The sequence below is a fragment of the Deltaproteobacteria bacterium genome, from assembly GCA_009692615.1.
In the GTDB taxonomy this organism is placed as follows: Bacteria; Desulfobacterota; Binatia; order UBA9968; family UBA9968; genus DP-20.
In genome coordinates this window covers 1-26,327 of the sequence record SHYW01000075.1, presented here as the reverse complement: position 1 = coordinate 26,327, position 26,327 = coordinate 1, and the positions used below count along the sequence as shown (strand labels likewise).

Here is a 26,327-nt window from a genome sequence, read left to right as displayed (position 1 = left end):
GCTTTCCGATGAGCGCTTGCTCTCGCTGGTCCGTTGCTATAATCACACTCCGAGAAAGTGTCTTAACTACCAAACCCCGGCTGAGGTATTTACTCGTGACCTGTTGCACTTCAAATGTGAATCCACCTTCCGGCCTACGCCGGTATGACAAACCTGCTTGTCGCCGCATCGCGAGGGTTTTCATCCACCCGCAAGAGAGTCATCAACGAATCAACGACTGCAACAAATAAGGCGTCGCAACAAACAACAGCGCGGCCCCGACAACGATCACTGTCCAAAGCCAACGCGTTGTCCTGGTAAAATTCGGACTCTGCCACAACAGCGGCAACGCCAACGGACCGACCAACAGCAGCATCGCGATCACATAACCCTTGGCGTAGTAGAATTCCGCCGTTTGGCCGGCGCTGCTAGCAACCTTGTAGGCGTCGATAATGGTGCTCAACCAAATGAGCAAGAGCGCCAGCGCGGCGCTGGCGGAGTTGAAACCGCTGAACCGATACGTAGCAACGGCGAGTACCGAGCAGCAACTAAGAATCACCCAGCCTTTTTTCTTTTCTTGATTATAGATCTGCCCAAGGCCAGGCATTGCCGCCGATAGTATCAGCGCCAGAAGTGGCTTCGATTGCGTCGTCATACGCTAACGCTTGCTATCTAAGCGTTGCCATTCCGAGGCCCAGCCAAGGAATCTCGTCTTCGTTCGTAGCAGATAGGTCAAGATCCTTCGGCGGAGTTCATCCTGAGCAAAGTCGAAGGGCCTCAATATGACACGAACATGACACTATCAGCTCCAAGACAGTCGACTTTATTACCAGTGAACAGCGCTCACTGCTTCTCGGCAAACAGCTTCGAATAAAGTCGGCGCGCGTTGCCCTCGGTGATATTGTAGCGGTCCTGTTCGCTCAGCCCTTCGAGCGAATTGAAGATCGGCACCAGGTCTTCGAAGTTTCTGCCGGTCACGGGATCGATGGCGTTGACCGCGCCGAACATTTCGGTGGCGAACAGGACGCGGTCGGCGCCGACGCGCTTGATCAACAATTCCATCGACTCCTTGTCGTAGATCGCCATGTCCCAGTAAACTTTGCGCGCCATCTCTTCGAACGGCTCCAATCCTTCTTTGACGTGCAGGCCGCGTTGGCGGTTCCACTGGTAGGGAATCGCGCCGCCGCCGTGCGGGATGATGATTTTGAGCTTGGGAAAATCTTTGAACAGCTGCGACTTGAGAATCTCCACGGCGGCGGAATGGTGATGCGCGATGTAGTAGGAATTGGTCAGATGCATGGCTGGATTGAGCGACGCGCTGGCGTGCACGGTGCACGGCACGTCGAGAGCGACGAGTTTTTCCCATAGCGGATACCACCACTCGCTGCCCATGGACGGCGTCAGCGGTTCCTTGCCGCCGGCGACATCGGGATTGACGTTGCAGCTAATGAACCCCAAGTCTTTCACGCAGCGGTCGAGCTCGTCGGCCCATTCCGTCGGCCTCACGCCCGGCGACTGCGGCAGTTGGCACACCGGTGACACTTTGTCGGGCCAAGTTTTCGCCACCCGCGCGATCAAATCGTTACATGCCTCGGTCCAGTAGCGGCTCACCAAAGGCGAACCGAAGTGATGGCCCATGGCGCCCGCTTGCGGCGAAAATAATAAACGGTCGATGCCGCACTCCTGCATGCGCTTGAACTGTCCGGCCATGGAGCGGGCTAATTCTTCATCGCTGATTTGCAGCTTGGCGCGAACCGGCTTGGCGAGATTAGAAATCTGCTGGCCGCGGTAAGCCTGCAACTGCGCCGGCGCCGTGGTGAAATGGGTATGTGCGTCGATGATCATGATTCCTCCGCGTGGTAGATTCGCATCCCGTCAAAATTCCTTCTCACCACGAAGGCACGAAGAGCACGAAGGTTTCGGACAATATGTTTTCCGAACTTCGTGTCCTTCGCGTCTTCGTGGTGAACAATCCGCTCGCCATTTGTCAGCCGTCGCGTGCAATGTTATAGGTCGCCATACTTCAAACATAGGAGCGATTGCAAATGTCAGACATACCCCGGCTAAACGGCGTAATCAAAGCCCTCGAACAAGGCCAAACCGCCTTCGTCGCGTTCGGCTCCGTCGATATCGAAAATGCCATCGCCATGGCAAGTACCAAGCTCGATGGCGTCGCCTTTGAGATGGAACATGCGCCGCTGGATTTTCCCGGACTGCGCAACGCCCTGCAATTCATGCTCGACCGCAGCCAGATCGTCAGCAGCGCCACCCTCGCGCCGGCGGTCACACCGATGGTACGAATTCCTCCGAATGGAATCGAAATGAACAGCTGGATCGCCAAGCAAGTGCTCGACATCGGCGTCATGGGCATCATATTCCCGCACGTCAGCTCCGTCGAAGAGGCCGCGAATGCGGTGGGCGCCGCGCGCTATCCGCGCCTGAAAAGCGCGCCGCGCTACCATCCGCCCGGCATCCGCGGCGACGCGCCGGCCCGCGCCGCGCGCTACTGGGGACTATCGCAGCAGGAATATTACAAGCGCGCCGATGTCTGGCCGTTAGCCCCCGACGGCGAAATATTAGTCGTCATCCAGTGCGAAGAGATGCGGGCGATTGAAAACCTGCCGAAGATTTTAAAAGAAGTCTCCGGCATCGGCGTGGTCTTGATCGGCGAAGGCGATTTATCCCAAGAACTCGGCCATCCGCGTGACTACGATCATCCCGTGGTCGCGGACGCGATCAATAACATTTTGAAAATCTGCAAAGAGCATAACGTCGTCTGCGGCCACCCGCACCCGGACGGCAAGAATATCGAGCGCTTGGTCAAAGACGGTTATCGCTTCTTGATGCCGTCGTCGCCGCGTTCCTTCGGCGTGTTGGATCAAGGACGGAAACTGACCGGCCGAACCTAAGAAGGCGTGATCGTGGTCGGAATTCCCGAAACGAGCACGAGCCACGAACACGATCACGACAATCCGACACGAGGACCAAATGGGCAGACTACCCGAACTCGATGAAAACAAACTCTCCACTGAGCAGCGCAAAATTTACGACGAGATCAAAAGCCTGCGCGGCCAAGTGCGCGGGCCCTTCGCCGTCTGGCTGCGCAACGCCGAACTCGGCGCCGGCACGCTCAAGCTGCAAGATATGTTCGCCGCGCGGGTCAATCTCGAACGGCGCTTAGTCCAGTTAATGATTTTGGTCGCGGCGCGCTCGGCCAGTGCGCAGTACGCTTGGTTCATCCACGAGCCTCACGCGCTGCAATATGGCATCGCCCAAGACATCGTCGACGCCATCCGCGAGCGCCGCACGCCAAATTTCATTAAAGAAGACGAGCGCGCGGTTTACGACATTACGCTCGAATTGAACACCACCCAAACACTGTCGGCGGCGACTTTCGAACGCGGCATGAAACTGTTCGACGAGCAGCGCATGGTCGAACTGGTCAGCGGCGTCGGTTTTTATTCCATGGTCGCGATGACGCTCAACGCCTTCGACGTCCAAGTGCCGACCAGCAGTCAACCCCTAAAGTAGCGGCCGACCTGCGTGTCGATCCAGTTTGATAGGACAAACACCTACGGGAAAACCAGCGCAGAATTCGGCGCTGTACAGTTATTTTGATTGTCGGCGCAACCATTCTTCTGTATATAGTGTAGTGAAAGGTGGATCGACACAACTAATCGAGCCGACCCTCAACGGCATCACCTACGACTCAGCCAACAGATTTCTCGATCCACCCGGCACCTTGATCGTTCGCGCAATTTTTTCGGCGGAGTTGATTCCAGCCACGCGATGAATAGGGTCGTACTCATCCACGCCAAACTGCAGACTCGAACATCCAAACGTTTTGCCTTGACCCGTTGTCCGCGTTGCTTCAAACCGCATCGAGACCACGTTCCCGACTGCGCTCATCACGCTAACGGCAATCTCGCGATTAACATTTTTAGCGACAAGTTTATCAAGGAGGCAGTTATGACGACCAACTATTACGGCGGCGACAACCCGAGCGAATATAGCGCCCGCGGGCCGGACACGGCGGACACCAGCTCAACGGCGCGTTCGCTTAAACAAGATCTCAAGACCTTGCAAAGCCGCGGCAAAGCGCGCCAAGGGAAAAAACCGACCAAGCTCGAACGCGCGCGCAAGCTGCACGACGCGCTGACAAGTCTAGTGCAAGATCTCAAGAGCGGCGAATTCACCGCCGTGCTGGCGCGGCCGGGGCCGGTGAGTATCATCGGACCGGAAGTTGAAGACTGCAAAACCGACGGCAAGATCGGCCATGTGCTGGAGCCCCTCGGCACTTATATTCAACGTTTGTCGGTCAAAGACAACTTTTTCCAACGCCCGCCCTTCGACCACATGACCGATCCGATCTATCGCCGGCTGATTCGCGACTTTATCGAAGGCGCGGCGATGCCGGAGAGTAAAATCGCCGCCATCGGCTGGGCCGGCGGCGTGCGCTCGCTTAGCGACGCCAACATCCGCTACTCGATCATCGACGGTTTGCAACGGCTCTATTGTTATCTCACCGCCATCCTGTTGGTCTGGCGCCGCGAGCGACTGGTCGAAGACGGCATCGTCCCCGAGGACGGCTGGCGCTTCGTCGCCGACTCGGTCAGAAAACTCGGCGATCCGCAGGCCGCCACCGAAGCGTTGCTCCAGCGCGTCATCCGCTACGAAATATTTTACGGTATCGGCCTCGCCGGCCTGTTGCATTACATGGTGACGTTCAACTCAAGCCAGCGGCGCATGAGTTTGCGCGTGCAGCTAGAAATCATGAAACGGCCGCTGATCGAGCATTTGAAGATCGAAGGCATTCCGATTTGGGAAGATCTCGGCCGGATGCCAGGCGAACAGCGGCCCAAAGATAAATTTCTCGCCTTGGATATTGTCATGGCCACCCAAGCGTTCATTACCCACAATGCCAATGTCACCACCGCGGTGGAAACCGAGCGCTTCCTCGACGAGAACCAACCCTACTTGGACAATATCGGCGACATCACCGACATCGTCCGAACCTTGAAGCGCATCAGCAACGAAGTCCACCCAAAAATCGCCGCAGCGTATGAATCCAACGCCAGCCAGCGCTGCATCGTCATGAACGGCGACCCATTTTTGCTCGGTTTCGTCGCCGCCTGCGGCTACATCCGTAATCGTGGCGGCATGGCGATCCTCGACAAGGCCCTGGACCGCTTGGTATGCGAATTCGACCGACGCGCCGACGATCCTCTCGACATCGAATCGTACCAAAGAGCACTGGAAATCATCGACGCCTCGCGCGGCAAAGACGCGCGCCGGCTAGTCGACGACACCGTGCGGCGCTTTTTCCTGGGCGTGACGATGGAGTTGGATTGGTTGGACACCGCGAGTCAAATCACTGGCGACGGCGCGCTATGATCGGTCAAATAGAAATTAGCCACGCTCCACTTTGAAAACGCTAGTCACGCGACGCATCTCGTTAGTTGCATACGGGATAGTGAGACAACGGCAGCGTTCTGAGCGTTTCCCCATTTGGAAAAGGGGGATCAAGGGGGATTTGAGGATGCGTGGGGCGGGTTTCTCCGTCGCAGATTACCTTTCCATGGGATAATGCGTCATGCGCGGGAAGAAAATCTCCCCTAGCCGCTCTTTTCCAAAGAGGGGAACATAGATCCACAATGCTGGATGATGGGCTTATAGGTTAAAAAGTTTCCACGGACAACGCCGTTACTAGCTGACACACCTGCCTAAAAAACCTCCGGCTCCTTAACCGCCGTTTCCAGCGACACCAGCGCCTTCTCGATCAGCGCCACGCGCCAACGCAATTCCTCCGCCGCCGGCAGCTCAGGGCGACCGAGCGGATAATGGAATTTGTTGCCGCCGACAATCCGGCCGACGCCAACCTGCGCGGCGACGTTGGACAGACAAGTAATCAACACCACTGGAATGCCCTTCTTCTCAATTTCTTTGGCAATCGTAGCGCCGCTACGCGTGCCGGTGCCTCACGTCGCGGTCAACAAGACTGCGTTGATGCCGGAGTTGGAAAGTTCATCGGCAATGCCGGCGCCCAGCTCCGCCATCTTGGTCGGCATGGCGCCGGTGCCGGTGGTGACGAAATAGTGATCGTGGAGTTTTTTGAAACGCTGCGCCTTTTCCAACACGCGCATGGCGTCGAGCGGCACGATGCGGTCGGGATCTTGATCCACCGTCGAGGTGTCGTAACCGGTGTGCATCGCTTGGAACTCGCCCTGCTTGAGATCGTCGCGGCCGTCGAGAGAATATTTGAAATACTTGGAGCCGCGCGAACTCTCCAGCCGATCGGGATTGCCCTGGGGCACCAAACCGCCTTCGGTCACCAGCGCGATGGTGGCATTCTTCAAACCGCCTCTTAGGTTAGGAATCGCATGACGCTCCGACTCAACCCACGGAATCTCGCTTTCGTAGGGCCGGTGGTCAAGCTTGGCTAACAAGAGGTCGACGGCGCGCACGTAATCCGGCCGATCGCTGCGCACTGTGAAACGGCGCGCAATCGCCAAGCAATACTCTGCGCGAAAGTTCGCCGCAGCGCTTTCGTCCCGGGCGATTAATTTTTCTAGCAGCAGCGAAACCCGCTTCAGGGTTTCCGCCATCGACGCCGTAGAGGCGCCGGTTTGAATGACGAAGACATAGCGGCCGATCTCGCGAGTGCCAGGATTATCTTCATGCATGGCGGTGATCGCTGGGATCCGCCAGTTGTCGCGCACCCAACTGCAAACTTTAGCGCAAGCGATGCCGTATCTGCCGGCGTTGAACGCCGGACCGGCAATAAAAATATCGGGGTGAAATTCGTCAATGGCAGCGCCAATTGCGCGCAGCGCGTCGGCTTCCGCCTCGTGATAATAATTGTCACCGCAAGCGACGGTGGCGAATTCAATTTCATGGCCGTGCAGCGCCTTTTCAATTTCCGCGCCGACGCCCACCGCGCGCGGCAAAAATTCCACGCCATGCCCAGCCTGATCTTCACCACCGATGCCGGCGAAAAACTGATTCAAATAATGGAGCACTTTCATCTGCGTGCCTCCTCAACGGAAGGGCAACCACAGGGGGTTGCCCCTACACATCCGATTCCGATTTTGCGCCCTTTGCGCTTTTTGCGGTTAATTTTCCGAATTCGAACCTTCCTCCAGCCTAAACTAATTTTCATACACCGCGCGAAAACCAGTGCCGCCCATCTTGCTATACGAGCCAAAGAATATCGTCGGGTCGAACAAAAACGGCAGGCGCGGATCGTGCTTGGCTTTCAAATGCAAATCCAGCTCCGTGCCGCCGATCACCGTGGCCAGCGGCGCAATATAAATTTTCTCCGACACGTTGCCCCGGCTGATCATGCCGTCGGCATCCTTCGGATGATCGACCAATGGCCGCTCGTAACCTTTCGGCCCGTTCGATTCATGCAACACGGCGGTGGTTTTGATTCCTTCATCTTCACAAGCCTTCACCGTTTGCATGAAGTCGACGGTGCCGTTGCCGGTTCCTTCCATGAAAGCCACCGCGCCGTCGGCGCCGAGATTACGCGCCAAGCGCGCTACCCACAGTCCCATCTTTTTTTTCTGCTCGAAGCTGTCGTTGTAGCCGCGCGATAAAATCACACCGAGAAAATTCAAACTTTTGCCGTGCCGTTCGAGCAGTTCGGCGATGAACGGATTGTCGCAATGCAACGAAGTCGGAATCTTGCGCTCGGTTTTAAAATTGCCGCTCACCAGCGCGCCATCGAAAAATTCCGCCGGGTGAACGAACGTGGGCAGGATCCGGGAAATCTCTTCGCCGTAGTAAAATGTCCGCGCCCCAAGAAGTTGGCTCTGTACCTGATAGATGAGCACGACTTTCGGCAAGTCCTTATTCACTGGCGGCAACGCAACGAACCGCGTTGCCGGCTCCACGCCGGACTTTTTCACCGAGGCGAGATATTTCGCGCAGCGCAGCGCCATCTGTCGCAGTGTTTGGTCGAAGCCGGCGTTGGAAACCGAACGATCCGGCGTCAACGAAACAACCAAATGGAAGAAATCGGAACCGTAAGAGTACGGCGCACCGACGCCGGCCATGTCGATAATCCCTTCGCGCGGTTTCTCGATCGGCGACAACGCCGCGAAGTCGGGGAATCGACCCGTCACCGTCACCAAAAGATTCTTGAAGCGAACCGTCGTCCCGCTGCCGACCAATTGCGCCGGTCCATCGAAACCGGGGAAGGCGCAAAGGTCATCCGACAATTTGGCGATCGGCAGCACAGTGTCCAGAACATGAACGATGCGCGTCGACTCACCCGGCCGCACAAGTTCAAAGTCGACCTGCACGCCATGACTCAAATCGCTAAGCAAAAACCGCAACTCCGCGCGAGAAAGAAACAGAGACTTGCCCGCGAGTTCGCTGCGCTCATCCCACGCGATGCTGTCGATTGAGTAATCCAGCAGTGTCAGTTCCATCGGCGAATCCTTTTCTCGTCGCTTATTGAATGGCAAATATCTGCTGAAAGCGTTTTTCGTAGCGCTCCCAATGCTCGGCAATGGTTTCATTGACTGAAATCATCTGCACCCGCGCGGCGCGAATCTTGGTCATGAACGCCGACTTCACGTCGCTGCGGCCCGATGGCTTGACGAACTGCTCTTCGAGCAAGCCTTGCTGCACTTCGCGCGACAGGACGAAATTGAGATACAACTTCGCCGCGTTGGCATGGGGCGCGTTGGCGGCGATGCCGATCGTGACAGCATCGACGACCATCGGATCCATGGCCTGCCAATCGATCGGCGCGCCGCGCTGCTTGGTCAACTCGACGCGCGGCCCGTTGAGAGAAATCGCCACAGCGTGCTCGCCGGCGGCGACCAATTGTGTGATCAACGTATTGCCATTGAGAGTCTTGAGCTGCTGTTTCGCTAAGCCTTGCATGTAAGCGATGCCGCGCTCCTCACCCCAATGCTGGACTAGCGAAGCGAACCATTCCACCGCCGTCTGTTCCAACACCAACCGGCCGCGCCAACGCGGCTCCAACAGTTCCTGATAATTTTTCGGCGCGCTCGTAGGCGCGACCATATGCGTGTTGTAGGCCAGCACTTCGGGATTGACGTAGAACGCGGTCCAAAAGCCGCGCTGGTCTTTGAACGCCGCGTCGAACGCGCGCCGTTCCGGCGACTCGTAACTAAGCATCAAGCCGCGCTGCACCAAGTACATCATGTTGAGCCGGCTGACGCCGACAATGTCGACCAAATGGCGCCCGCCCCGAGCCTCGCTTACGACCCGACTGGTAATTCTCTCGCTCGCGCCGGGGCGAATCAAAGAGACTTCAATGAACGGATATTTCTCCCGAAAGCGATTGACGATGCGCGAATGATCCGGCACGGCCAACAACGAATAGATCGTCAACGCGCCTTCCTTTCGCGCGCCGTCGATTAAACTCGCCGTCTCGGCGCCCTGGACAGCGGGGAGATGCGCCATCGCGAAAATCACGCCCGCTGCGAAAAGCGCACGGCGAATTATTGCAGCAGATCGCTTAGGCCTCATGTCAATCAACTGTCCCGACTCAGCAATTCGTGTGCGTCGATCCTCTGAACATTCCCCTTTGAAAAAGGGGGAATGAGGGGGATTTGAATTTTATGCGCTGAAGACCCCCCCCCCTTTCCCCCCTTTTTCAAAGGGGGGATCATCCAAAGTGCTAAGTCTAGAAATTTTATTACCCTTCAAGTTTCAGCGCCCGTCCATCGCCTGAATGGCGATCTTGAACGCACTCTCGACATCCTCGAACTCGGGGCGGATGGCGTCGAAATATTTGCGCCCTTCAATCAATTTATGCTGCGCCATGACATCGTCTTTGGGAATATCGCTGCGTGCCGAATTGGGCGGCTCGTCGGGGTCGCCAAGTTTTTGCATCGCGATTTGTCCTCTGCGCGACAGATACCAGTTGACAAAAACCTTGGCGGCGTTGGGGTGGGGCCCTTGGCTGGGGATCGACAGCGTACCGCCGCCAACCGAAAAACTAGCGCCTTCTTTCCACAGGCTGCTGTCGAATATATCCACCGGCAAGCCTTGGTTCTTCGCCTTGAGCGCACCGGAACAGCCCAGGCAGATGGAGAATCTGCCCTGCCCGAGCCAGTCGATCATCTGCCGGCTGTCGCGGCTAAAAGTAAGATCCTTATCGCCGAACAAGCGCCGAATAAACCCCGGTCCAAGCTCCGGATTGTAATAAAAGAACTGCATGGTCGTGCCGAATTCCGTGCGCGGATGGGGATCGAGAGCGACGATTTTGCCTTTCCACTTGGGCTTGAACAGATCGTAGTAGGAGGTCAGCTCCTTGGGATTCACCGCTGCGGTATTGTAATAGAGCTGGCCGGAGCTGGCGTTGGTCATGTATCCGAAAACATATTTCCCTTCGGCATCGAGATAACGGTGCTTGCCGCCGTACCAGCGCGAGGTGTCGACGACCTCGGGCAGCATCAACGCCGGCTGGATCGGATCGAGAATCTTCGCCTGCTGGTGCAGCAGCCGGTAGTTGGACGATCCCAAGCCGACCACGTCGGCGAGAAATTTTCCCGCTCGCCGTTCGGAAAGAATCCGCGTCGTGATCTGCGCCCCCGTGCCGGTCAACAAATAAGGACGGATTTCCGGATAGTCGCTACGAAATACATCCAGCACCTTGCCGTAGCGGTACATGTAAATATTGACCTTGCCCTCTTTCTTCGCCGCCTCCAGCGTCGCCTCCCACTGGGACGACCGTTGAGACACCTCGGCGCCACGCGCCGACGGCACTCCAAGCGCGATCGCGAACAACGCGATCAACCGATACAGCGGAATTCGACAGCCCAAGATTTACCTCCTTCTCAGCAACGCAGGGTAGATGGCGTCAATATACGCCAGGTCTAGCAACTTTCTCCAACGGAAAAATTGCGTCAACGCGCTATCGGTGCTATTGCACCTGCATGTCCAAGTTCGCCGAATTCTGCAACCGCTATTTCAAACAATACTTCGTCCTCCACCCGACCGATGCCATCTATTACGGCGTCGAAGGGTTCGATCACTTACTCAACGATTACTCGGACAAGACTTTCAAGGCCGAGAAGATTTTTGTCAACGAATCGCTGCGCAAGCTGCGGGAAATCTCGCCAGTGGAATTGACTGTCGACGAAGCCATCGATTACGCTTTGCTCGAAGGACGGCTGACGATCCAAAGTTACGAGCAGGCCAAGGAAGACTATCGTCTCAAACAACCCGACACCTACAATCCCATTGAAGCGATTTATATTCTCACCGTGCGCGCCACCAACGATCTCGCCGGCAATTTGTTGAGCCGCCTCAACCGCACGCCGGCGCTGATCCAGCAGGGCATTACCAATCTAAATCGTAAAGACGCCAACCCGCCCAAGCTCTGGACCGAGAACGCCATCGAGGGCGCCAAAGGCGGCATCAGCTTTCTCGACAGCCTGCCTGAACATCCGAAAGTGCAAGCCGCGGCCATCGACGCCAACACGCTCACTGCCGCCATCGACAAGGCGAAAAGCGCAATCAATGACTTTGCCAATTTTCTCGAAACTCACCTACTGCCGCGCAGCAACGCTAGTTACGCGGTCGGTGAAGAACATTTCAATTTGCTGCTCAAGAAAAAACACTTTCTCGACCACGACGCCCAAAGTTTGCTGGCATTCGGCGAGAGCCTTTTCGCCAAGACCAAGCTCGAGCTCGAAGCCTTGGCCGACGAGCTCGGGCCGGGCAAGGGCGTCGAAGCGGTAGCCAGAGCGATCCAGGAAAACCACCCGTCCGCCGAAGAAATTTTATCCGTCTACGACAAAGCGATGAGCGCGGCGCGGGATTTCGTGCGCGAAAAGAAACTCGTCAGCTTTCCCGCCAAGGAAGAGCTTCACGTCGTCCACACACCGGTGTTTCGCCGCCACGAGATTCCCTTCGCGGCGTATCTTTCGCCTTCGCCCAAAGACGCCGATCAAGTCGGCTACTACTATGTCACGCCGGTCGCCAGCGACGATTTGCTGCGCGAGCACAATTACGTCGGCTTGGAGAATACTTCGGTGCACGAGAGTTATCCGGGACATCATCTGCAATTTTCCATCGCCAACTGCACCCCCGCCGCCGCGACTTTACCGCGCTTGATGAATGAGTCATCGGTGTTTTACGAAGGATGGGCGCTCTACTGCGAGCAGCTCATGCAGGAGCAAGGTTTTTTGAAATCCCAAGAACACCGCTTCGTCATGTTGAAAGACCGCTTGTGGCGCGCGCTGAGAATTATCATCGACGTCAAGACCCAGACCGGCAAACTCAGCTATGACGAAGCGGCGGATTTAATGGTCCGCGAGCTGCACTTCCCGCGCGAACAAGCCTGCGGCGATCTGAACTGGTACAGTCAATCGCCGTCGGTGCCAATGGGCTACGCGCTCGGCTGGTCGATCATCAATCGTTTGCGACAACAAGAACAGAATCGGCTCGGCAGCAAATTCGTCTTGCGCGAATTCCACGACAAGCTGCTGAGCGCGGGAAGCATCTCGCTGCCGCTGGTGGAGCGACGGCATTTTCAACATTGATCTCTTCTCCCTCGCCCATTCCGATGGGAGAGGGCTGGGGTGAGGGTTGGAATTTTTCGGACGCCCTCACCCTAACCCTCTCCCACTTCGTGGGCGAGGGAATCGAAAAGAACCTCTATGACAAAAACAACAAAACCCCGCGGCCCTTTATTAGGCGCCCACATGTCGATCGCCGGCGGCGTCGGCAATGCATTTCTCGAAGGCAAAAAAGTCGATTGCCAGGCGATTCAGATTTTTACCAAATCGTCGCGCCAGTGGGCGTCCAAACCGTTGGACAGAGAAGAGATCGCTCAGTTCAAACTTAACCGCAAAGAAACCGGCATCGAATCCGTCGTCGCCCACGATTCCTATTTACTCAATCTCGGCTCGCCCGATGCCGGACTGCGCAAGCGATCCATCGCGGCGTTCATCGACGAAATGGAACGCTGCGAAATTCTCGGCGTGTCGAATTTAATCGCTCACCCAGGCGCCCACGTCGGCTCGGGAGAACTCGAAGGCATCAAGACGATCGCTAAATCGCTGGACGAAGTGCACAAAGCGTGTCCGAAATTTAACGTCAAAGTCACGCTGGAAATCACCGCCGGCCAGGGATCGAATCTCGGCTACCGCTTCGAGCAGATCGGCGCCATGATCGACGCGACCAAAGAAAGCGAGCGCATCCGCGTCTGCTTCGACACCGAGCACGCCTTCGCCGCCGGCTACGATCTGCGCACCAAAGAAGGCTACGAAAGAACCTTCGGCGAATTCGACGACGCCATCGGCCTCGATCTGCTCGCCGCGTTTCATCTCAACGATTCGAAAAAAGAATTCCACTCCCGCGTCGACCGCCACGAACACATTGGCCAAGGCTTCATCGGCGTCGAAGCGTTTCGATTGTTGATGAACGACAAGCGCTTTTGGGGATTACCGATGTGTTTGGAAACGCCGAAGGGACCGGATCTGAAAGAAGACCGCGACAACCTGACCTTGCTGAGAAGTCTTATCAAAGCCTAATTACTTCTTACCCTCGCCCATTCCGATGGGAGAGGGAAGGGTGAGGGCAGCCGCACTACGCCGGTATCGAAATGCCGGGAAAGAACCACTGCACAACGAGACCGATCAGGTAGCCCATCCCGGCCGCGGTGACCGCGATGAGAAAAAACTTTCCGCCGGAGATAAACAGCGACTGGCCGGCGAGATGACCCTTGAATGCGCCGACGACAAACAGCGTCATGGCGCTCAAAAAAACCGACAGATAAAGCGCCGTGGCGCCGGAGATTGCGATAAACGGCAGGATCGGGATCACTGCCCCAACCATGAACGACAGCCCCATCACCAGTGCGGCTTTGAACGGCTGGTTGATCTCAGCGCTGCCGAGCCCAAACACTTTCTCTTGAAAGGTGCGCAGAAAGACATTGCGTTCAGCCAGCAGCGTCTTCACCATGCGGTAGCTTTGCTCCTTGCTAAGTCCCTCTTCGCCGAGCGCTTTCAGAAGTCCTTCAGCCGCGATATACGGCTCGCGGTCGGCGAGCTTCTCGGCCTCGGCGATCTCCTTGTCGAAAATATCTTTCTGCGCTCCTGAAGACAGATAAGACCCGGTAGCCATGGAAATCGCGCCGGAAAACATCGCGGTCAAGCCGGTGACGATGACGACGATGCGGTTGTCCGTCGCGCCTTGAATTCCGGCGAGCAAACCGACGGTGCTGATCAAGCCGTCTTGGATGCCGAAGACAAACTCGCGAATGCGCGAGCGACTTTCAATCACCTGCTTTTTTTGTTGGATGGCGTCGTGAGACATGGCGGGCAATGAATTTAGTATTTGAGGCCAATGTCGCCGGTCGCATCGCCCGGTTTCCAGTCCGATGGACAAAGCCGTTCGGTGCGCAGCGCTTTTAACACGCGCAAGGTCTCTTCGACGCTGCGACCGACGTTGACGTGGCTGACCACTTGATAGCAGATCATGCCGGCGGGATTGACAATGAAAGTAGCGCGTAGCGCCACCCCTTCTTTTTCGTCGAGCACACCGTAAGCCTGGCTGACGGTTTTCGCCTCGTCGCTGAGCAAGGGACATTCCAAACCGCCCAGTTCGACTGCCCATGACCGATGACTGTCGACGGCGTCAACGCTGACGCCGAGAACCATGGCGCCTTCGGCCGCGAACGCTTTAGCCAACTTACTAAAACCGGTCACTTCAGTCGGACAGATGAAAGTAAAATCGGCCGGATAGAAAAACAGCACGAGCCATTTATTTTTATAATTCGCCGGCGAATAGTCGCCGATTTGGTCGTGAAGAATGCCCTTAAGCTTGAAATCCGGCGCGCGGTCGCCGATACGCAATAGACTCATAGAAATTCCCTCATCTCAGCTCACGGCACGTTCTGCCAGATCGAAAATGAATCCTTCGAGTTCTTCGCCCGCGCCGCGAACCAATCTTCTTCAACATCGCCGGCGCGCAGCAGACCAAAAAAATACATCCGCAGCATCTGCTCGATAAGCTGAGCGAACGGCACGTCGCGCTTGGGCTGGTACCAAGTGTAAATCCAGTTCATCATGCCGAACAGCGAGAAGGTTGCCAGACGCAGATCGACGGCTTTGCCGCTGTCCTGCTTTTGCAGTTCGGCGATCAAATCCATGATCACTTTAACATAGCGCCGTTTGAGCACGAGAATCCTGTCGTCGAACTCGCCGGTGAGCGATTCGTCCTCGTGCGCCATCACTTTCATCTCGGGCATGTTGTGGAGAAAAAAGCCCAGATGATTCTCGGCGAAGGCGCGAATGCGCGCGCGCACGTCCAAGTCGGGCGCGTCGATCTGCGCCCAGTGCTGCAACAAGGTCACGAAGCAACGCTCCTGAATCAGGTAGAGCAGCTCCTCCTTGGTCGTGAAGTAATAGTAGAGTCCCGACAAGCTCATCTTGGTAGCGCGGGAAATGTCGCGCACCGAAGTGTGATGAAAGCCCTTCTCGGCGAAAATCTTCGCCGAGGTTTTAAGAATATGTTGGAGCTTTTCGTCGTAGTGACGAGTCGCGGGTTCGAGCCGGGTGGACATGGATGCGAGAATACTTGCAAATCGATTCCGGGGTGTCAAACGATGCTGATCTCAGGCGCGGTGCAGCCTTACCCCAAAAAACCTTTCACCACGAAGGACACGAAGAGCACGAAGGTCGGAATATTAATTATCCGAACCCTTCGTGTCCGTAGCCTGTGGTGAGCGTCGTCGAACCATGCCTTCGTGGTGAAAACCTATCTTCGCCCTGGCACCCATTCGGCGGAGCATTTCTTGAATCGCCACCGACCATAGTGTATGTCTTAAAGCGCAACTAATATGAATTTCGAAAACGTCATCGTCGAAAAAGACGGCGCCGTCGGCGTCGTCACATTGAATCGGCCGCAAGCGCTGAACGCGCTTTCCTACGGACTGGTAAAAGACCTCTCGCTAGCGATGCAAGAACTCGATCGGGACGCGGAGATCCGCGTCATCGTCGTCACCGGTGGAGAAAAAGTCTTCGCCGCCGGCGCGGATATAAAAGAAATGGCCGAGCGCGGACCGTTTGACGAAAGAATTCAAGAACGGCTCGCCTACCGTGACAAGATCAACAAGATTGCCAAGCCGGTGATCGCCGCGGTTAACGGCTTCGCCTTGGGCGGCGGCTGCGAACTGGCGATGAGCTGCGACATCATCGTCGCGGCGGAGAACGCCCGCTTCGGCCAGCCGGAAGTGAATTTAGGAATCATACCCGGTAGCGGCGGAACTCAGCGTTTAACTCACGTGCTCGGCAAGCATCGCGCCATGGAATTGGTTTTGACCGGCGACATGCTCAACGCCGCGGATGCCGAGCGGCTCGGCTTGGTCAATCGCGTCGTGCCCGGCGAGCTATGTCTAGAAGAGGCGAAAAATATCGCCAAGAAAATCGCCGCCAAGCCGCAGCTGGCGATCAAAGCGGCAAAGGAAGCCGTGCTCAAAGCGGCCAACAGCGCTCTCGACGAAGGTTTGGAATTCGAACGGAAATCATTCTATCTGTTGTTTGCGTCTGAAGACCGCACCGAAGGCATGAAAGCCTTTCTCGAAAAACGCAAAGCAGAATTCAAAGGCAAGTAATCGGCCATGGCCTACGAAACCATCATCTACGAAAAGCAAAACGGTGTGGCGACGATCACGCTCAATCGGCCCCAGTCGTTGAATGCATTTATTCCGCAGATGAACAAAGAGGTGCTCGAAGCACTGCGCGACGGCGAGCGCGACAAGGAAGTGCGCTGCTTCATGATCACCGGCGCGGGCCGAGCCTTTTGCGCCGGCCAAGATTTGAAGGGCCGCACTCCCGAGCAAAAAGGTTCGTTGGGCGCGTCACTGCGGGAAAAATACAATCCGATGATCCGCCAGATTCGCGGCATGGAAAAAATCGTCATCGCCGCGGTCAATGGTGTCGCGGCCGGCGCCGGTTGCAACTTCGCCCTCGCTTGCGATCTGCGCGTCGCCTCGGAAGACGCGAAGTTCATTCAGTCCTTCGTGCGCGTCGGCCTGGCGCCGGATTCCGGCGGCAGTTTTATTTTGACTCGGCTGGTGGGGCTCAGCAAAGCGATGGAATTGTTATTGCTCGGCGACACCGTCGACGCCAAGGAAGCTCAGCGCATCGGTCTGGTCGCGCGGGTTTTTCCCGCGGCGGAATTCGCCGCCTCGGCGCGAGCGATTGCCGAACAGGTTGCCAAAGCGCCGCGCGGCATCGGCCTGATCAAACGCGCCGTCAATCACGCTAATTTGCCGAATGTCGAAGCCGACCTCGAATACGAGGCGCACCTGCAAGAAATCGCCGGCCGCAGCGCCGACTATGACGAAGGCGTGAAAGCGTTCTTGGAGAAAAGAACTCCGGTGTTTACCGGAAAATAGTTTCGCGTTACGAGTTCCGGGGTTCGAGTCGGAACCCGAAACTCTAAACCCGAAACCCGAAACGATTAGAATATGGCCAACCAAACCGAACGAATCGCAGTTCTAGGCGCCGGCACCATGGGCGCGGGCATCGCTCAAGTGGCGGCCCAAGCCGGATTCGATACGCTGCTCTACGACATCAAGCAAGAGTTCATCGATGTCGGCATGGGCAAAATCAAGAGCTTTCTCCAAGGTAGCCGCGAGCGCGGCAAGTTGAGCGCCGAACAAGAGCAAGAGATTCTCGGCCGCTTCCGCACCAGCACCGACCTCAAAGAAACCAAGGGCAGCGCTCTAGTGATCGAAGCGGCACCGGAAAAACTCGAACTCAAGCGCGATATTTTCACGCAACTCGATGCCATTTGCGAGCCGCAGACCTTGCTGGCGACCAACACGTCGTCATTCAACGTCACCGCCATCGCCGCCGCGACCGAACATCAAGAGCGCGTCCTCGGGCTACATTTTTTCAATCCGCCGCCGCTGATGGCCTTGGTCGAAGTGATCCAGGGCGATCACACCAGCGTTGCGACCATGGAAAAAGCCACTGCGCTGATGAAAGCCATGGGCAAGACGCCCGCGCGCGCCAAAGACACGCCGGGCTTCATCGTCAACCGCGTCGCCCGGCCGTTCTACAATGAAGCGTTACGCCTGCTCGGCGACGGCGACGCCTCGGTGGAAACCATCGACCGGATCATGAAAGAGGCGGGCAATTTCCGCATGGGGCCTTTTGAACTCATGGACTTGATCGGCAACGACATCAACTTCGCCGCGACGGAATCGCTCTACCGCTCATTCTTCGAAGACCCAAGATTTCGACCGAGCCCGATCCAGCAGCGCATGGTCGCGGGCGGCAATCTCGGGCGCAAAACCGGACGGGGATTTTACAGCCATGGCAAAAAGTAGCGTCGCGATCATCGGCAAGAGCCGGCTGGCGGAAGAACTGTTCGCCCTCAGTCAGGCTAACGGCCTCGATGCGAGCCAGTTGAGCGACGCCACCGCGGTGAGCGCCACGGCGAATTTCGTCATCGACACCGAGAGCGGCGCCGAAGATAAAAAGCGCGCCGTGCTGCAACGGCTCGACGCCTCGTTGCCGGCAGCGTCGATCATCGTCAGCGCTTGCCTGCGCAACACCACGACCCAGATGGCTTCGTGGATCAAGAAACCCGAACGCTTGGTGGGCTTCGCGACATTTTATCCGCTCAAGGATCGCAAATTGATCGAACTCACCGGCGGCCTGAGAACCGGCGAACCGGCGCTGGCGCAAGCCGAGCAGCTGTTTAAATCCCTCGGCAAAGACACCGTGCGGGTCAAAGACGCGCCGGGTCTGACCTTCCCGCGGATTCTAAGTTTGATCGTCAACGAAGCCGCGCGCAGTCTCGAAGAAGGCGTCGCCTCGGCGCAAGAGATCGACGTGGCCATGCGCCTGGGCGTCAATTATCCGCAAGGCCCGCTCAAGTGGGCCGATCAAATCGGTCTCGACGAAGTCCTCGCCGTCCTCGAAGGCTTGCAGCGCGAGACCGGCGACGATCGCTATCGGCCGGCGCCGATGTTAAAAAAATTAGTCATCGCGGGATTTCTCGGCGAAACCAACGGCCGGGGATTTTACAATTACTCCGAAGGCCAGGTGAAATCATGAAAGAAGCCGTCATCGTCGAAGCCGTGCGCACACCCATGGGTCGTCACAGCGGCATGTTCAAAGACATCCGCACCGATGATCTGGCCGCCTACATCATCGCCAAAATGGTCGAGCGCACCGGCATCGACAAAGACCAAATCGAAGATGTCTACTTCGGCTGCACCAACCAGGCGGGCGAAGATTCGCGCAACGTCGCGCGCAACGCGTCGCTGTTGGCCGGCCTGCCCTACACCATTCCCGGCGCGACGGTCAATCGCTTATGCGGCTCAGGCCTCGAAGCGGTCAACCAGGCGGCGCGCTGCGTGCAGACGGAAAACGGCGAGATCTTTGTCGCCGGCGGCGTCGAGAGCATGACCCGCGGCCCCTGGGTCATGGGTAAACCGGCCGGCGCCTTCCAACGCGGCGACGTGCAGATGTACGACAGCTCCCTCGGTTGGCGTTTTCCCAACAAGCGCATGGGCGAACTTTATTCGCTGATCAACAACGGCGAGACCGCCGAAAACGTCGCCGACAAATACACCATCAGCCGCGAAGACCAAGACAAGCTGGCCTTGGCGAGCCATCAGAAAGCTCTCAAAGCGCAGCAAGACGGCCGGCTCAAAGACGAGATAGTCCCCTTCGAAATTCCCCAACGCAAGGGCGCTGCGCTGGTGCATGACAAGGACGAAGGACCGCGCAGCGACACTACTTTGGAGATCCTCGCCGGACTGCAAGCGGCGTTCAAGAAAGGCGGCTCGGTGACCGCCGGCAACTCATCGCCGCTTTCCGATGGCGCCGCGGCACTGCTGGTGACCACACCGGAGCGCGCGGAAAAGTTAAAGCTCAAGCCGCTGGCGCGCATCGTCGCCTCGGCTTCCGCCGGCGTGCATCCCAACTACATGGGCATCGGCCCGATCCCGGCCAGCCAAAAAGCGCTTAAGCGCGCCGGCTTGACCATCGAGCAGATCGATCTGGTGGAGATAAATGAAGCCTTCGCCGCCCAGGTATTGGCCTGCGTGCGCGAGCTCGGCATCGATCTCAACAAGGTCAACGTCAACGGCGGCGCCATCGCCCTGGGCCATCCCCTCGGTTGCAGCGGCGCGCGCATCCTGACCACGCTGATCCACGAGATGAAAAAGCGCGGCAGCCGATACGGCCTGGCGACCATGTGCATCGGCGTCGGCCAGGGCATCGCCACCATTGTCGAACGGGTTCATTGAACTCCATGCCAGCGCCCTCGGGCCCGCGTTTGAATTGCGCCCGCAAACATCGCAACCGTGAGGTTGTTGGAATTTGTTTCTTGCCGTCATCGCTGCCGCGATGAAAAGCCCGCGAAAAATTCTTGTCGTCACTGTTGGCGCCGCGTTCATGGCAACCGCCATGCTCGTAATGGCGCTCAACATCTTCGCCAACCGTCAGCGCGAAACCGTGGAACGCGAACTGCGCAAACTGCTCGGCAAGGAAGTCAGCTTTGCCAGCTTGGAAGTCCACCTATTCGGCTGGCCGGGATTTGCCGCCAATGAGCTGCGCATCGACGACGATCCCCGTTTTGCCGCCACGCCGGTGATTCGCGCGCGTCAGCTGATCCTTGGCTTGAGCCTGCGCCAACTGCTCTGGGGCCGCATCGTCTTCGACTCGCTGAGCTTCATCGAACCGGAGTTGCAAATCATCACCGACGAAACCGGCCTGCACAATCTGGCCTTGCTAGCGCAACGCCACGAAGTCTTCGCGCCCCTCGCCAAACCGCGCCCGCCGAGCAGCCTAAGTTTTGACATCGACGCCGTCCGCATCGACGACGGCCAGATGATCTATCTCGATCGCTCGGTCAAGGAAGCGGCGGAGTTGCAACTGCGCGATGTCGATTTCAAGTTGAGCGGTCTCGATCCGGCGCGCACGACACGGCTGCGTTTCGCCGCCAGCTTGGTCGAAAGCCTCGGCCAAGACATTCATATCAGCGGCCGGCTCGGCCGCACACGGCCCGGCGAGAGTTGGCAGACGCGGCAAATGAACCTAACCATTCAACTCGCGGCACTCCACGTCCCGCTGGTCGCCCGCGCCGTCGCCACGCTGCGGGAAAAACTTCCCAGAGAACTCGACGTCACCGGCCCCATGTCCTTACGAGCCAAAGCCACTGGAACCTTGGCGCGGCCGCGGCTGGAAAACATCCTGCTCCAAGCGCCGCTCTTCGGTTCGTCGGAGTACAACGCCAAGGTTACCGGCAGTGTGGCTTTTTCCGAAAAGCGAACCTGGGAAGACGCGGAAGTGCAGGGCAATCTGACGCTCCAACCATTGTCCATGGCGCATCTGCGCAAGCTACGCTGGTTTCGGCAAAATTTTTCTCCGGCGCTGGTCACTGACGGCGCCATCGCGATTTATAGCCGCTTCGAAGGCAGCTGGGATCATTTGCGTTTTGGCGCCCTGGTGCGCGGTGAGAAAAGCGATTGGCGTTATCAGAACTGGCTGCAAAAGCCGCTGGACCGGCCGGCCGAGATTCGCGCCCGGGTGCGCCGGCAGAAAAATTTATTCTTCATCAGCCAATCTGAAATCGCCAGCGGCGCGAGCCGCATCGGTTTCAGCGGCATAATCGACGCCGGCGACGACGCCAAACTACAGCTGCGCCTCTACCAGAGCCAAGCGCCGCTCGCGAGCTGGGGCGAATGGCTCGCGCCCGGCGCCATTGTCGCCAGCGCCGGGCGCAGCGATTTGAATATCGTCGTCGATCAGCGCACCCGGCCCGGCTCCGGCGACAATGAATGGCGCGTCGGCGGATATTTCAAACTTAGCGGCGGTGAATTCAAGCTCGCGCCCAGCGGTCGAAGCATCGAGCGCGCCAACGGAACAATTCAATTCAGCGGACAGCAGGCGAAGTTCGATAACTTCAGCTTTCGCCTCGGCGCTTCAGACCTCGTCCTCGACGCTGTCGCAGCGAATCTCTTCGAGCCCAGCGTGAACTACCAACTGCGCTCGGCGCAAGTGAATCTCGCCGACTTGCCGGCCTTGGTGGCAAGTCCGGCGCTGCTACTGAAAAATTTGCGCGCCAACGGCACGGCGAAAATAACCGACGGCGCGCTGGCCCTGGACGCCACGGTGCGAGCCGAGCAAGGCCAGTTGTCCGAAATCGATTTTCGCGACCTCAACGCCGAACTCGCCTGGTCCGCCACCGGACTGACTATCAAAAAACTTTCGCTGCGCGCCTTCGACGGCATGGTACGCGCCGACGGTTATCTCGCCAACGCCGGCGCCGGCGGCGCTGTCCAACTGTCGACCCAAGTCGAGGACTTGGAATTGCGCGCACTGAGCGCGCGGTTGTTGCCGCTCATCCGTGACCGCCTTCAGGGCCAACTCAACGGCCACGGCGAATTCACCGTCAGCGAAGCGAGCGCGGATAAGAAGACCCCATTCGCGTTCAAAGGTTCCGGCGCGGCGGCGGCACAACATGGCGCGATCAAGGATTTCAATTTGATCAACCAACTGTTGTTGCGCAGCAGCGGCGCCGGCGTTTCCGCCCAATCCACGGCCCGCCTGCCGGCGGCGTTTGCCAACTTGGCCAGCCATAGCGACACGGTTTTCGATTCGCTCAAGATTGATTTTACGCTTGAAGCGCAACGTCTGCGCAGCGACAATCTGATCATCGTGACGCCCGACTACACGATCACCGGCGCCGGTTGGATCGGCCTCGATCGCACCACCCGCTGGAACGGTTTGATCGTGCTGTCGCCGCGGCTGACTCAGGAAATACAGCGCGACTACCGCGTGCTGCGTTACCTTCTCGACCGGCGTGGCCGGCTGGCGATTACCTTCCGCATCGACGGCACGATTCCCAACATCAGAATCCGCCTCGACAATCGCATCCTGGCGCAATTCCTGCGCGGCGGCGCGGCGCCGCGCGAGCGCGAGCGCAATGCACCGACTCCAGGCAACCAAACCAGTCCAGACAACCGCGACAACAAAGGCTGGTTGCCCAATGTCTTGGACCGCTTCTTCAATCGTTAGAGATCTTTATGGACCTGCAAGCTATCTATTTGGAAATCGCCCCCGAACATATCGCCTACGTTAAATTTATCTTCGAGTCCTACGAAGAAGTCGGCCTGATCCGCACCGCGGAGCGCCGCAAAGCGATCATCGTATTGCTGGTCATGGTCGACTTCATCGGCACCGCCCGCGCCATTCTCGATTCGATCAAGCGCGATGTCCCGTTCGCGGAAATCTCCCGGCCCGCCGACATGACCGACGACTGGTTGATGGCCGAGTTGGCCGATGAGTCGAGCAATGAGAAATCCTAACGGGCGACGCAGCTGAAATATTTTCGCTCGTTGCAGAACGTTTTCACTCGATTGAAAACCCAGCGGTTACAGTAGAAGCTTGAGCCACGTCAATGAATAAACAATCCGCCAAAGGCGCGCAGGAAAAAATTCTCGGCCTTTTCGCCAACCAACCGCGCGAGCGCTTAACGCCGGCGGAAATCCAGCGCCGCGGCGGTTTCGAGCGCGACGGACTGCAAGCGATCGCCGATGCCTTGCGCGAGCTATGCCGCAGCGGCCGGTTGGTACGCCTGAAAAAAAATCACTACGCTCTGCCCGACCGCCAGAACTTGATTCGCGGCAAAGTCCAAGCCCATCCCGACGGCTTTGGCTTTTTGATCCCCGAAGACAAAGACGCCGAAGACATTTATTTGAACCGCCGAGAGATGCGCCGGCTCATGCACGGCGATCAAGTGATGGTGCGCATCGACCGCAAGCAGCGCGGCGGCAGCGAGGCCCATGTCATGCAAGTGATCGAGCGCGCGCAAAAGCGCTTGCTCGGCAGCTACGAGCAATTCGAAGGCCAAGGCTACCTCGTGCCGATGGACCCGCGCATCGCCGCCATGCCGCTGCTGCATCCCAACGTCAAGCTGGAAGAAGGCAAAGTGATCGCCGCCGAGATCAGCCGCTTCGGCACCGCCATGTCGCCGCCGCAAGCGACGTTTGTCAATGTCATGGGCGATCCCGACGACCCGGAAGTGCAAGCCCAGTCGATCATCTTTCGCTACGGCTTCTCCACTAGTTTTCCGCCGGAAGTGCATCGCGAAGTGAAAGAGACCTCCTACGAAATCAAGTCGGAAGAAGTCGCCCAACGCGAAGATCTACGCGAGTTACCGATCGTTACCATCGACGGTGAAAACGCCCGCGACTTCGACGACGCGGTTTACGTCCGCAAATTAGACAAGGGCTACGAGCTTTTCGTCTCCATCGCCGACGTCGCCTACTACGTCCGGCCCGACACGGCGTTGGATCAGGAAGCCTACGCCCGCGCCACCAGCGTCTATTTCCCCGACCGGGCGATTCCGATGTTGCCCGAAGCGCTGTCCAACGGCATTTGCAGTTTGAATCCCAACGAAGACCGGTTGACCAAAACCGCCGCCATCGAATTCAACGCCCGAGGCGAAGTCGTGCGCAGCCGTTTTTTTAATTCGATCATCCGCAGCCACGAGCGCATGACTTACACCGACGTGCGCCGGATCTTAGTCGACAAGGACGCCGCATGCTTAGAGCGCTATCGAAACTTGCTCGATGCATTTCTGCTGATGGAAGAGTTGGCGCTGCTGATCTTCAACAACCGCAAAGCGCGCGGCAATCTCGACTTCGATTTACCGGAAGCGGAAATCATTCTCGATTTGCAGGGGCTGCCGGAAAATATCGTCCGCGCCGAGCGCAACATCGCGCACCGGATTATCGAGGAATTCATGATCGCCGCCAACGAAGCGGTGGCCCGTGAGCTGGCGAAGAAAGAATTTCCCACGCTGTACCGCGTCCACGCAGCGCCGGACCCGGAAGCGCTCGAAGCTCTTGAACCGTTTTTGTTGAGCCTCGGCTATCGTCTGCCGCAGAAAAAAGAAAATCTGCCGCCGATAGAATTACAGCGGCTGCTGGAATCCGCCCGCGGTAAAGCCGAAGAACGGGTGATCAACCGCGTGCTCTTGCGCTCCATGAAACAAGCGGTCTACCAGCCGGAAAACATCGGCCACTTCGGCTTGGCCTCCACTTGTTACACGCACTTCACGTCGCCGATCCGCCGTTATCCCGATCTAATCGTCCACCGCATGCTCGACCGCGTCATGTGCGAAGAGAAACTCAAAGCCAACGACCGCGAAGAACTCCTGCGCACGTTGCAAGAATCCGGCAAGCACACCTCCGAACGCGAGCGCCACGCCATGGACGCCGAACGCGACATGGTCAGCCTGAAAAAAGCCCAGTTCATGATGACTAAGATGGGCGAAGAGTTCCCCGGCTTCGTCAACAGCCTGGTGAGCTTCGGCCTGTTCGTCGAACTCGACGACTATTTCGTCGAAGGTTTGGTAAAACTCGCCACCCTCACCGACGACGACTACGACTACTACGAAAAAGAATACCTGATCAAAGGCCGCCGCCACGGCCGGAAATTTAAATTAGGCGACAACGTGCGGGTGAGAGTGGCGAAGATCAATGCGTTTCGCAGCGAGATCGATTTTGAGCTGGTGCCGTCAATCTGAAAATCGCCGGCGGTTGGCAAACGCCTCGAGCCTGCCGAGATACCGCTAAGGCAGGTATTTGTCACGTTGGGCAGAGACTCAGAAGCTTCGTCGTGAATTTCTCGTCATGCTAGTGTACTTTACATTTAGTCCGACTATTTGCATACTACGGTAGCATGCTCCCAAGACCCTTTTGGCTCAATCGCCTACAAAGCGCATGGCGCGAGGCGCCAATCGTCTGGCTTTCCGGTGTTCGGCGCTCTGGCAAGACTACGCTGGCGCAGAGTCTGGACCCGAAGCAGGTCTTATATTTGAACTGCGACTTACCCTCCGTCGAGGACATGGTCCGAGACCCAGAGGTTTTCTATCGAACCTGCGGCAAACAAACCTTGGTCTTCGATGAGATTCATCAGTTGCGCGATCCCACCCGTCTGCTCAAAATCGGCGCCGATCTTTTCCCCAACCTGCGGTTGCTTGCGACCGGATCATCGACTCTAGCGGCCAGCAGAAAATTCCGCGATACCCGGACCGGTCGCAAACGCGACGTTCAACTGCTGCCAGTTATGTGGGAAGAATTATCGACCTTCGGCAGGACGCTTCCGGAACGGCTGCTCCACGGCGGTTTGCCGCCAGCGCTCTTGGCGGCCCACAAGCAATCCGGTTTCTACCGTTATAAATCGCGGGCGTAAAGTGTACCACTGAACCGGCAAAGATCTGGCAGAAAATGGCGGGTCAAAAGTGTACCGGTCCTGTAGGCTGTCTCGATGTTATTGAATGGCATCGGGAGGCTGGAAGGATGTTCACAGTGGAGCTTTATG

The 26,327-nt window shown here is 57.5% G+C and carries 24 protein-coding genes; 14 read left to right on the top strand and 10 right to left on the bottom strand.

The annotated features are described in order from the left end of the window. Positions 1 to 202 precede the first annotated feature (202 nt). Both EXR70_17110 and EXR70_17105 read right to left on the bottom strand, forming a co-directional pair. Complete coding sequence (locus EXR70_17110) at positions 203 to 634, bottom strand: hypothetical protein (protein ID MSP40210.1); 432 nt, start codon at positions 632 to 634, stop codon at positions 203 to 205. Positions 635 to 822: 188 nt separating this feature from the next. Further along, positions 823 to 1,824, bottom strand: a complete 1,002-nt coding sequence (locus EXR70_17105) for an amidohydrolase (GenBank protein MSP40209.1) — start codon at positions 1,822 to 1,824, stop codon at positions 823 to 825. Positions 1,825 to 2,024: 200 nt separating this feature from the next. On the opposite strand from EXR70_17105, the gene EXR70_17100 reads away from it, so the two are divergent. The 3 genes from EXR70_17100 (at position 2,025) to EXR70_17090 (ending at position 5,373) form a co-directional block, all read left to right on the top strand. Next, complete coding sequence (locus EXR70_17100) at positions 2,025 to 2,888, top strand: aldolase (GenBank protein ID MSP40208.1); 864 nt, start codon at positions 2,025 to 2,027, stop codon at positions 2,886 to 2,888. A gap of 79 nt (positions 2,889 to 2,967) precedes the next feature. Next, a complete protein-coding gene (locus tag EXR70_17095) occupies positions 2,968 to 3,510 on the top strand; it encodes a carboxymuconolactone decarboxylase family protein (GenBank protein MSP40207.1) in 543 nt (180 codons plus the stop codon). 438 nt (positions 3,511 to 3,948) lie between these two features. Beyond that, positions 3,949 to 5,373, top strand: a complete 1,425-nt coding sequence (locus EXR70_17090) for a hypothetical protein (protein MSP40206.1) — start codon at positions 3,949 to 3,951, stop codon at positions 5,371 to 5,373. A gap of 329 nt (positions 5,374 to 5,702) precedes the next feature. Here EXR70_17090 and EXR70_17085 read toward each other — a convergent pair whose 3' ends face one another. The 5 genes from EXR70_17085 to EXR70_17065 all read right to left on the bottom strand — a co-directional run bounded on the left by EXR70_17085 (position 5,703) and on the right by EXR70_17065 (position 10,785). Continuing rightward, positions 5,703 to 5,897: a hypothetical protein gene (locus EXR70_17085; GenBank protein MSP40205.1), complete on the bottom strand. Its 195-nt coding sequence runs from the start codon at positions 5,895 to 5,897 to the stop codon at positions 5,703 to 5,705. Positions 5,898 to 5,957: 60 nt separating this feature from the next. Further along, positions 5,958 to 7,004, bottom strand: a complete 1,047-nt coding sequence (locus tag EXR70_17080; protein ID MSP40204.1) for a glycine/betaine/sarcosine/D-proline family reductase selenoprotein B — start codon at positions 7,002 to 7,004, stop codon at positions 5,958 to 5,960. A 123-nt stretch (positions 7,005 to 7,127) separates the two neighbouring features. Further along, positions 7,128 to 8,504 carry a hypothetical protein gene (locus tag EXR70_17075; protein ID MSP40203.1) on the bottom strand — a complete coding sequence of 459 codons (1,377 nt, stop codon included), beginning with the start codon at positions 8,502 to 8,504 and terminating at the stop codon, positions 7,128 to 7,130. Beyond that, the gene (locus EXR70_17070; GenBank protein ID MSP40202.1) at positions 8,437 to 9,486 is read right to left on the bottom strand and encodes an extracellular solute-binding protein; all 1,050 of its coding nucleotides are present in this window, start codon (positions 9,484 to 9,486) and stop codon (positions 8,437 to 8,439) included. The genes EXR70_17075 and EXR70_17070 overlap by 68 nt, the downstream gene beginning before the upstream one ends. 183 nt (positions 9,487 to 9,669) lie before the next feature. Further along, a complete protein-coding gene (locus EXR70_17065; GenBank protein ID MSP40201.1) occupies positions 9,670 to 10,785 on the bottom strand; it encodes an extracellular solute-binding protein in 1,116 nt (371 codons plus the stop codon). Between the two features lie 113 nt (positions 10,786 to 10,898). On the opposite strand from EXR70_17065, the gene EXR70_17060 reads away from it, so the two are divergent. Both EXR70_17060 and EXR70_17055 read left to right on the top strand, forming a co-directional pair. Continuing rightward, positions 10,899 to 12,509: a DUF885 domain-containing protein gene (locus tag EXR70_17060; protein MSP40200.1), complete on the top strand. Its 1,611-nt coding sequence runs from the start codon at positions 10,899 to 10,901 to the stop codon at positions 12,507 to 12,509. A 117-nt stretch (positions 12,510 to 12,626) separates the two neighbouring features. Continuing rightward, positions 12,627 to 13,502: a deoxyribonuclease IV gene (locus EXR70_17055; GenBank protein MSP40199.1), complete on the top strand. Its 876-nt coding sequence runs from the start codon at positions 12,627 to 12,629 to the stop codon at positions 13,500 to 13,502. 55 nt (positions 13,503 to 13,557) lie between these two features. Here EXR70_17055 and EXR70_17050 read toward each other — a convergent pair whose 3' ends face one another. The 3 genes from EXR70_17050 to EXR70_17040 are packed head-to-tail and all read right to left on the bottom strand — an operon-like array spanning position 13,558 to position 15,535. Then, positions 13,558 to 14,286 carry a hypothetical protein gene (locus EXR70_17050; protein ID MSP40198.1) on the bottom strand — a complete coding sequence of 243 codons (729 nt, stop codon included), beginning with the start codon at positions 14,284 to 14,286 and terminating at the stop codon, positions 13,558 to 13,560. 14 nt (positions 14,287 to 14,300) lie between these two features. Further along, positions 14,301 to 14,834: a peroxiredoxin gene (locus EXR70_17045; GenBank protein MSP40197.1), complete on the bottom strand. Its 534-nt coding sequence runs from the start codon at positions 14,832 to 14,834 to the stop codon at positions 14,301 to 14,303. 20 nt (positions 14,835 to 14,854) lie between these two features. Then, the gene (locus tag EXR70_17040) at positions 14,855 to 15,535 is read right to left on the bottom strand and encodes a TetR/AcrR family transcriptional regulator (protein MSP40196.1); all 681 of its coding nucleotides are present in this window, start codon (positions 15,533 to 15,535) and stop codon (positions 14,855 to 14,857) included. Positions 15,536 to 15,811: 276 nt separating this feature from the next. Here EXR70_17040 and EXR70_17035 point away from each other — a divergent pair, with 276 nt between their 5' ends. The 9 genes from EXR70_17035 (at position 15,812) to EXR70_16995 (ending at position 26,198) form a co-directional block, all read left to right on the top strand. Next, positions 15,812 to 16,585 (top strand): enoyl-CoA hydratase, encoded by a 774-nt coding sequence (locus tag EXR70_17035; protein ID MSP40195.1) that lies wholly within the window; start codon positions 15,812 to 15,814, stop codon positions 16,583 to 16,585. Positions 16,586 to 16,591: 6 nt separating this feature from the next. Then, on the top strand, positions 16,592 to 17,371 hold the full coding sequence (locus EXR70_17030; protein MSP40194.1) for a 2-(1,2-epoxy-1,2-dihydrophenyl)acetyl-CoA isomerase: 780 nt from the start codon (positions 16,592 to 16,594) through the stop codon (positions 17,369 to 17,371). Positions 17,372 to 17,443: 72 nt separating this feature from the next. Further along, positions 17,444 to 18,310, top strand: a complete 867-nt coding sequence (locus tag EXR70_17025) for a 3-hydroxybutyryl-CoA dehydrogenase (GenBank protein MSP40193.1) — start codon at positions 17,444 to 17,446, stop codon at positions 18,308 to 18,310. Continuing rightward, positions 18,297 to 19,043 (top strand): 3-hydroxybutyryl-CoA dehydrogenase, encoded by a 747-nt coding sequence (locus tag EXR70_17020; protein MSP40192.1) that lies wholly within the window; start codon positions 18,297 to 18,299, stop codon positions 19,041 to 19,043. The genes EXR70_17025 and EXR70_17020 overlap by 14 nt, the downstream gene beginning before the upstream one ends. Beyond that, positions 19,040 to 20,242: a thiolase family protein gene (locus EXR70_17015; GenBank protein ID MSP40191.1), complete on the top strand. Its 1,203-nt coding sequence runs from the start codon at positions 19,040 to 19,042 to the stop codon at positions 20,240 to 20,242. Before EXR70_17020 ends, EXR70_17015 begins: the two co-directional genes overlap by 4 nt. Positions 20,243 to 20,315: 73 nt before the next feature. Then, positions 20,316 to 23,015 carry an AsmA family protein gene (locus EXR70_17010; GenBank protein ID MSP40190.1) on the top strand — a complete coding sequence of 900 codons (2,700 nt, stop codon included), beginning with the start codon at positions 20,316 to 20,318 and terminating at the stop codon, positions 23,013 to 23,015. Between the two features lie 8 nt (positions 23,016 to 23,023). After that, complete coding sequence (locus EXR70_17005) at positions 23,024 to 23,305, top strand: DUF4911 domain-containing protein (protein ID MSP40189.1); 282 nt, start codon at positions 23,024 to 23,026, stop codon at positions 23,303 to 23,305. Between the two features lie 92 nt (positions 23,306 to 23,397). Beyond that, positions 23,398 to 25,530, top strand: coding sequence for a ribonuclease R (gene rnr, locus EXR70_17000; GenBank protein ID MSP40188.1), 2,133 nt, complete (start codon positions 23,398 to 23,400; stop codon positions 25,528 to 25,530). Positions 25,531 to 25,685: 155 nt separating this feature from the next. Next, positions 25,686 to 26,198 carry a hypothetical protein gene (locus tag EXR70_16995; GenBank protein MSP40187.1) on the top strand — a complete coding sequence of 171 codons (513 nt, stop codon included), beginning with the start codon at positions 25,686 to 25,688 and terminating at the stop codon, positions 26,196 to 26,198. Positions 26,199 to 26,327 lie beyond the last annotated feature (129 nt).

Coding starts and splice junctions, on each gene's coding strand:
- EXR70_17035 (MSP40195.1), top strand. CDS start 15,812: ATGAATTTCGAAAACGTCATCGTCGAAAAAGACGGCGCCGTCGGCGTC.
- EXR70_17015 (MSP40191.1), top strand. CDS start 19,040: ATGAAAGAAGCCGTCATCGTCGAAGCCGTGCGCACACCCATGGGTCGT.
- EXR70_17100 (MSP40208.1), top strand. CDS start 2,025: ATGTCAGACATACCCCGGCTAAACGGCGTAATCAAAGCCCTCGAACAA.
- rnr (MSP40188.1), top strand. CDS start 23,398: ATGAATAAACAATCCGCCAAAGGCGCGCAGGAAAAAATTCTCGGCCTT.
- EXR70_17060 (MSP40200.1), top strand. CDS start 10,899: ATGTCCAAGTTCGCCGAATTCTGCAACCGCTATTTCAAACAATACTTC.
- EXR70_17095 (MSP40207.1), top strand. CDS start 2,968: ATGGGCAGACTACCCGAACTCGATGAAAACAAACTCTCCACTGAGCAG.
- EXR70_17105 (MSP40209.1), bottom strand. CDS start 1,824: ATGATCATCGACGCACATACCCATTTCACCACGGCGCCGGCGCAGTTG.
- EXR70_17040 (MSP40196.1), bottom strand. CDS start 15,535: ATGTCCACCCGGCTCGAACCCGCGACTCGTCACTACGACGAAAAGCTC.
- EXR70_17045 (MSP40197.1), bottom strand. CDS start 14,834: ATGAGTCTATTGCGTATCGGCGACCGCGCGCCGGATTTCAAGCTTAAG.
- EXR70_17075 (MSP40203.1), bottom strand. CDS start 8,504: ATGAAACCATTGCCGAGCATTGGGAGCGCTACGAAAAACGCTTTCAGC.
- EXR70_17110 (MSP40210.1), bottom strand. CDS start 634: ATGACGACGCAATCGAAGCCACTTCTGGCGCTGATACTATCGGCGGCA.
- EXR70_17055 (MSP40199.1), top strand. CDS start 12,627: ATGACAAAAACAACAAAACCCCGCGGCCCTTTATTAGGCGCCCACATG.
- EXR70_17030 (MSP40194.1), top strand. CDS start 16,592: ATGGCCTACGAAACCATCATCTACGAAAAGCAAAACGGTGTGGCGACG.
- EXR70_17025 (MSP40193.1), top strand. CDS start 17,444: ATGGCCAACCAAACCGAACGAATCGCAGTTCTAGGCGCCGGCACCATG.
- EXR70_16995 (MSP40187.1), top strand. CDS start 25,686: ATGCTCCCAAGACCCTTTTGGCTCAATCGCCTACAAAGCGCATGGCGC.
- EXR70_17090 (MSP40206.1), top strand. CDS start 3,949: ATGACGACCAACTATTACGGCGGCGACAACCCGAGCGAATATAGCGCC.
- EXR70_17050 (MSP40198.1), bottom strand. CDS start 14,286: ATGTCTCACGACGCCATCCAACAAAAAAAGCAGGTGATTGAAAGTCGC.
- EXR70_17005 (MSP40189.1), top strand. CDS start 23,024: ATGGACCTGCAAGCTATCTATTTGGAAATCGCCCCCGAACATATCGCC.
- EXR70_17080 (MSP40204.1), bottom strand. CDS start 7,004: ATGAAAGTGCTCCATTATTTGAATCAGTTTTTCGCCGGCATCGGTGGT.
- EXR70_17070 (MSP40202.1), bottom strand. CDS start 9,486: ATGAGGCCTAAGCGATCTGCTGCAATAATTCGCCGTGCGCTTTTCGCA.
- EXR70_17020 (MSP40192.1), top strand. CDS start 18,297: ATGGCAAAAAGTAGCGTCGCGATCATCGGCAAGAGCCGGCTGGCGGAA.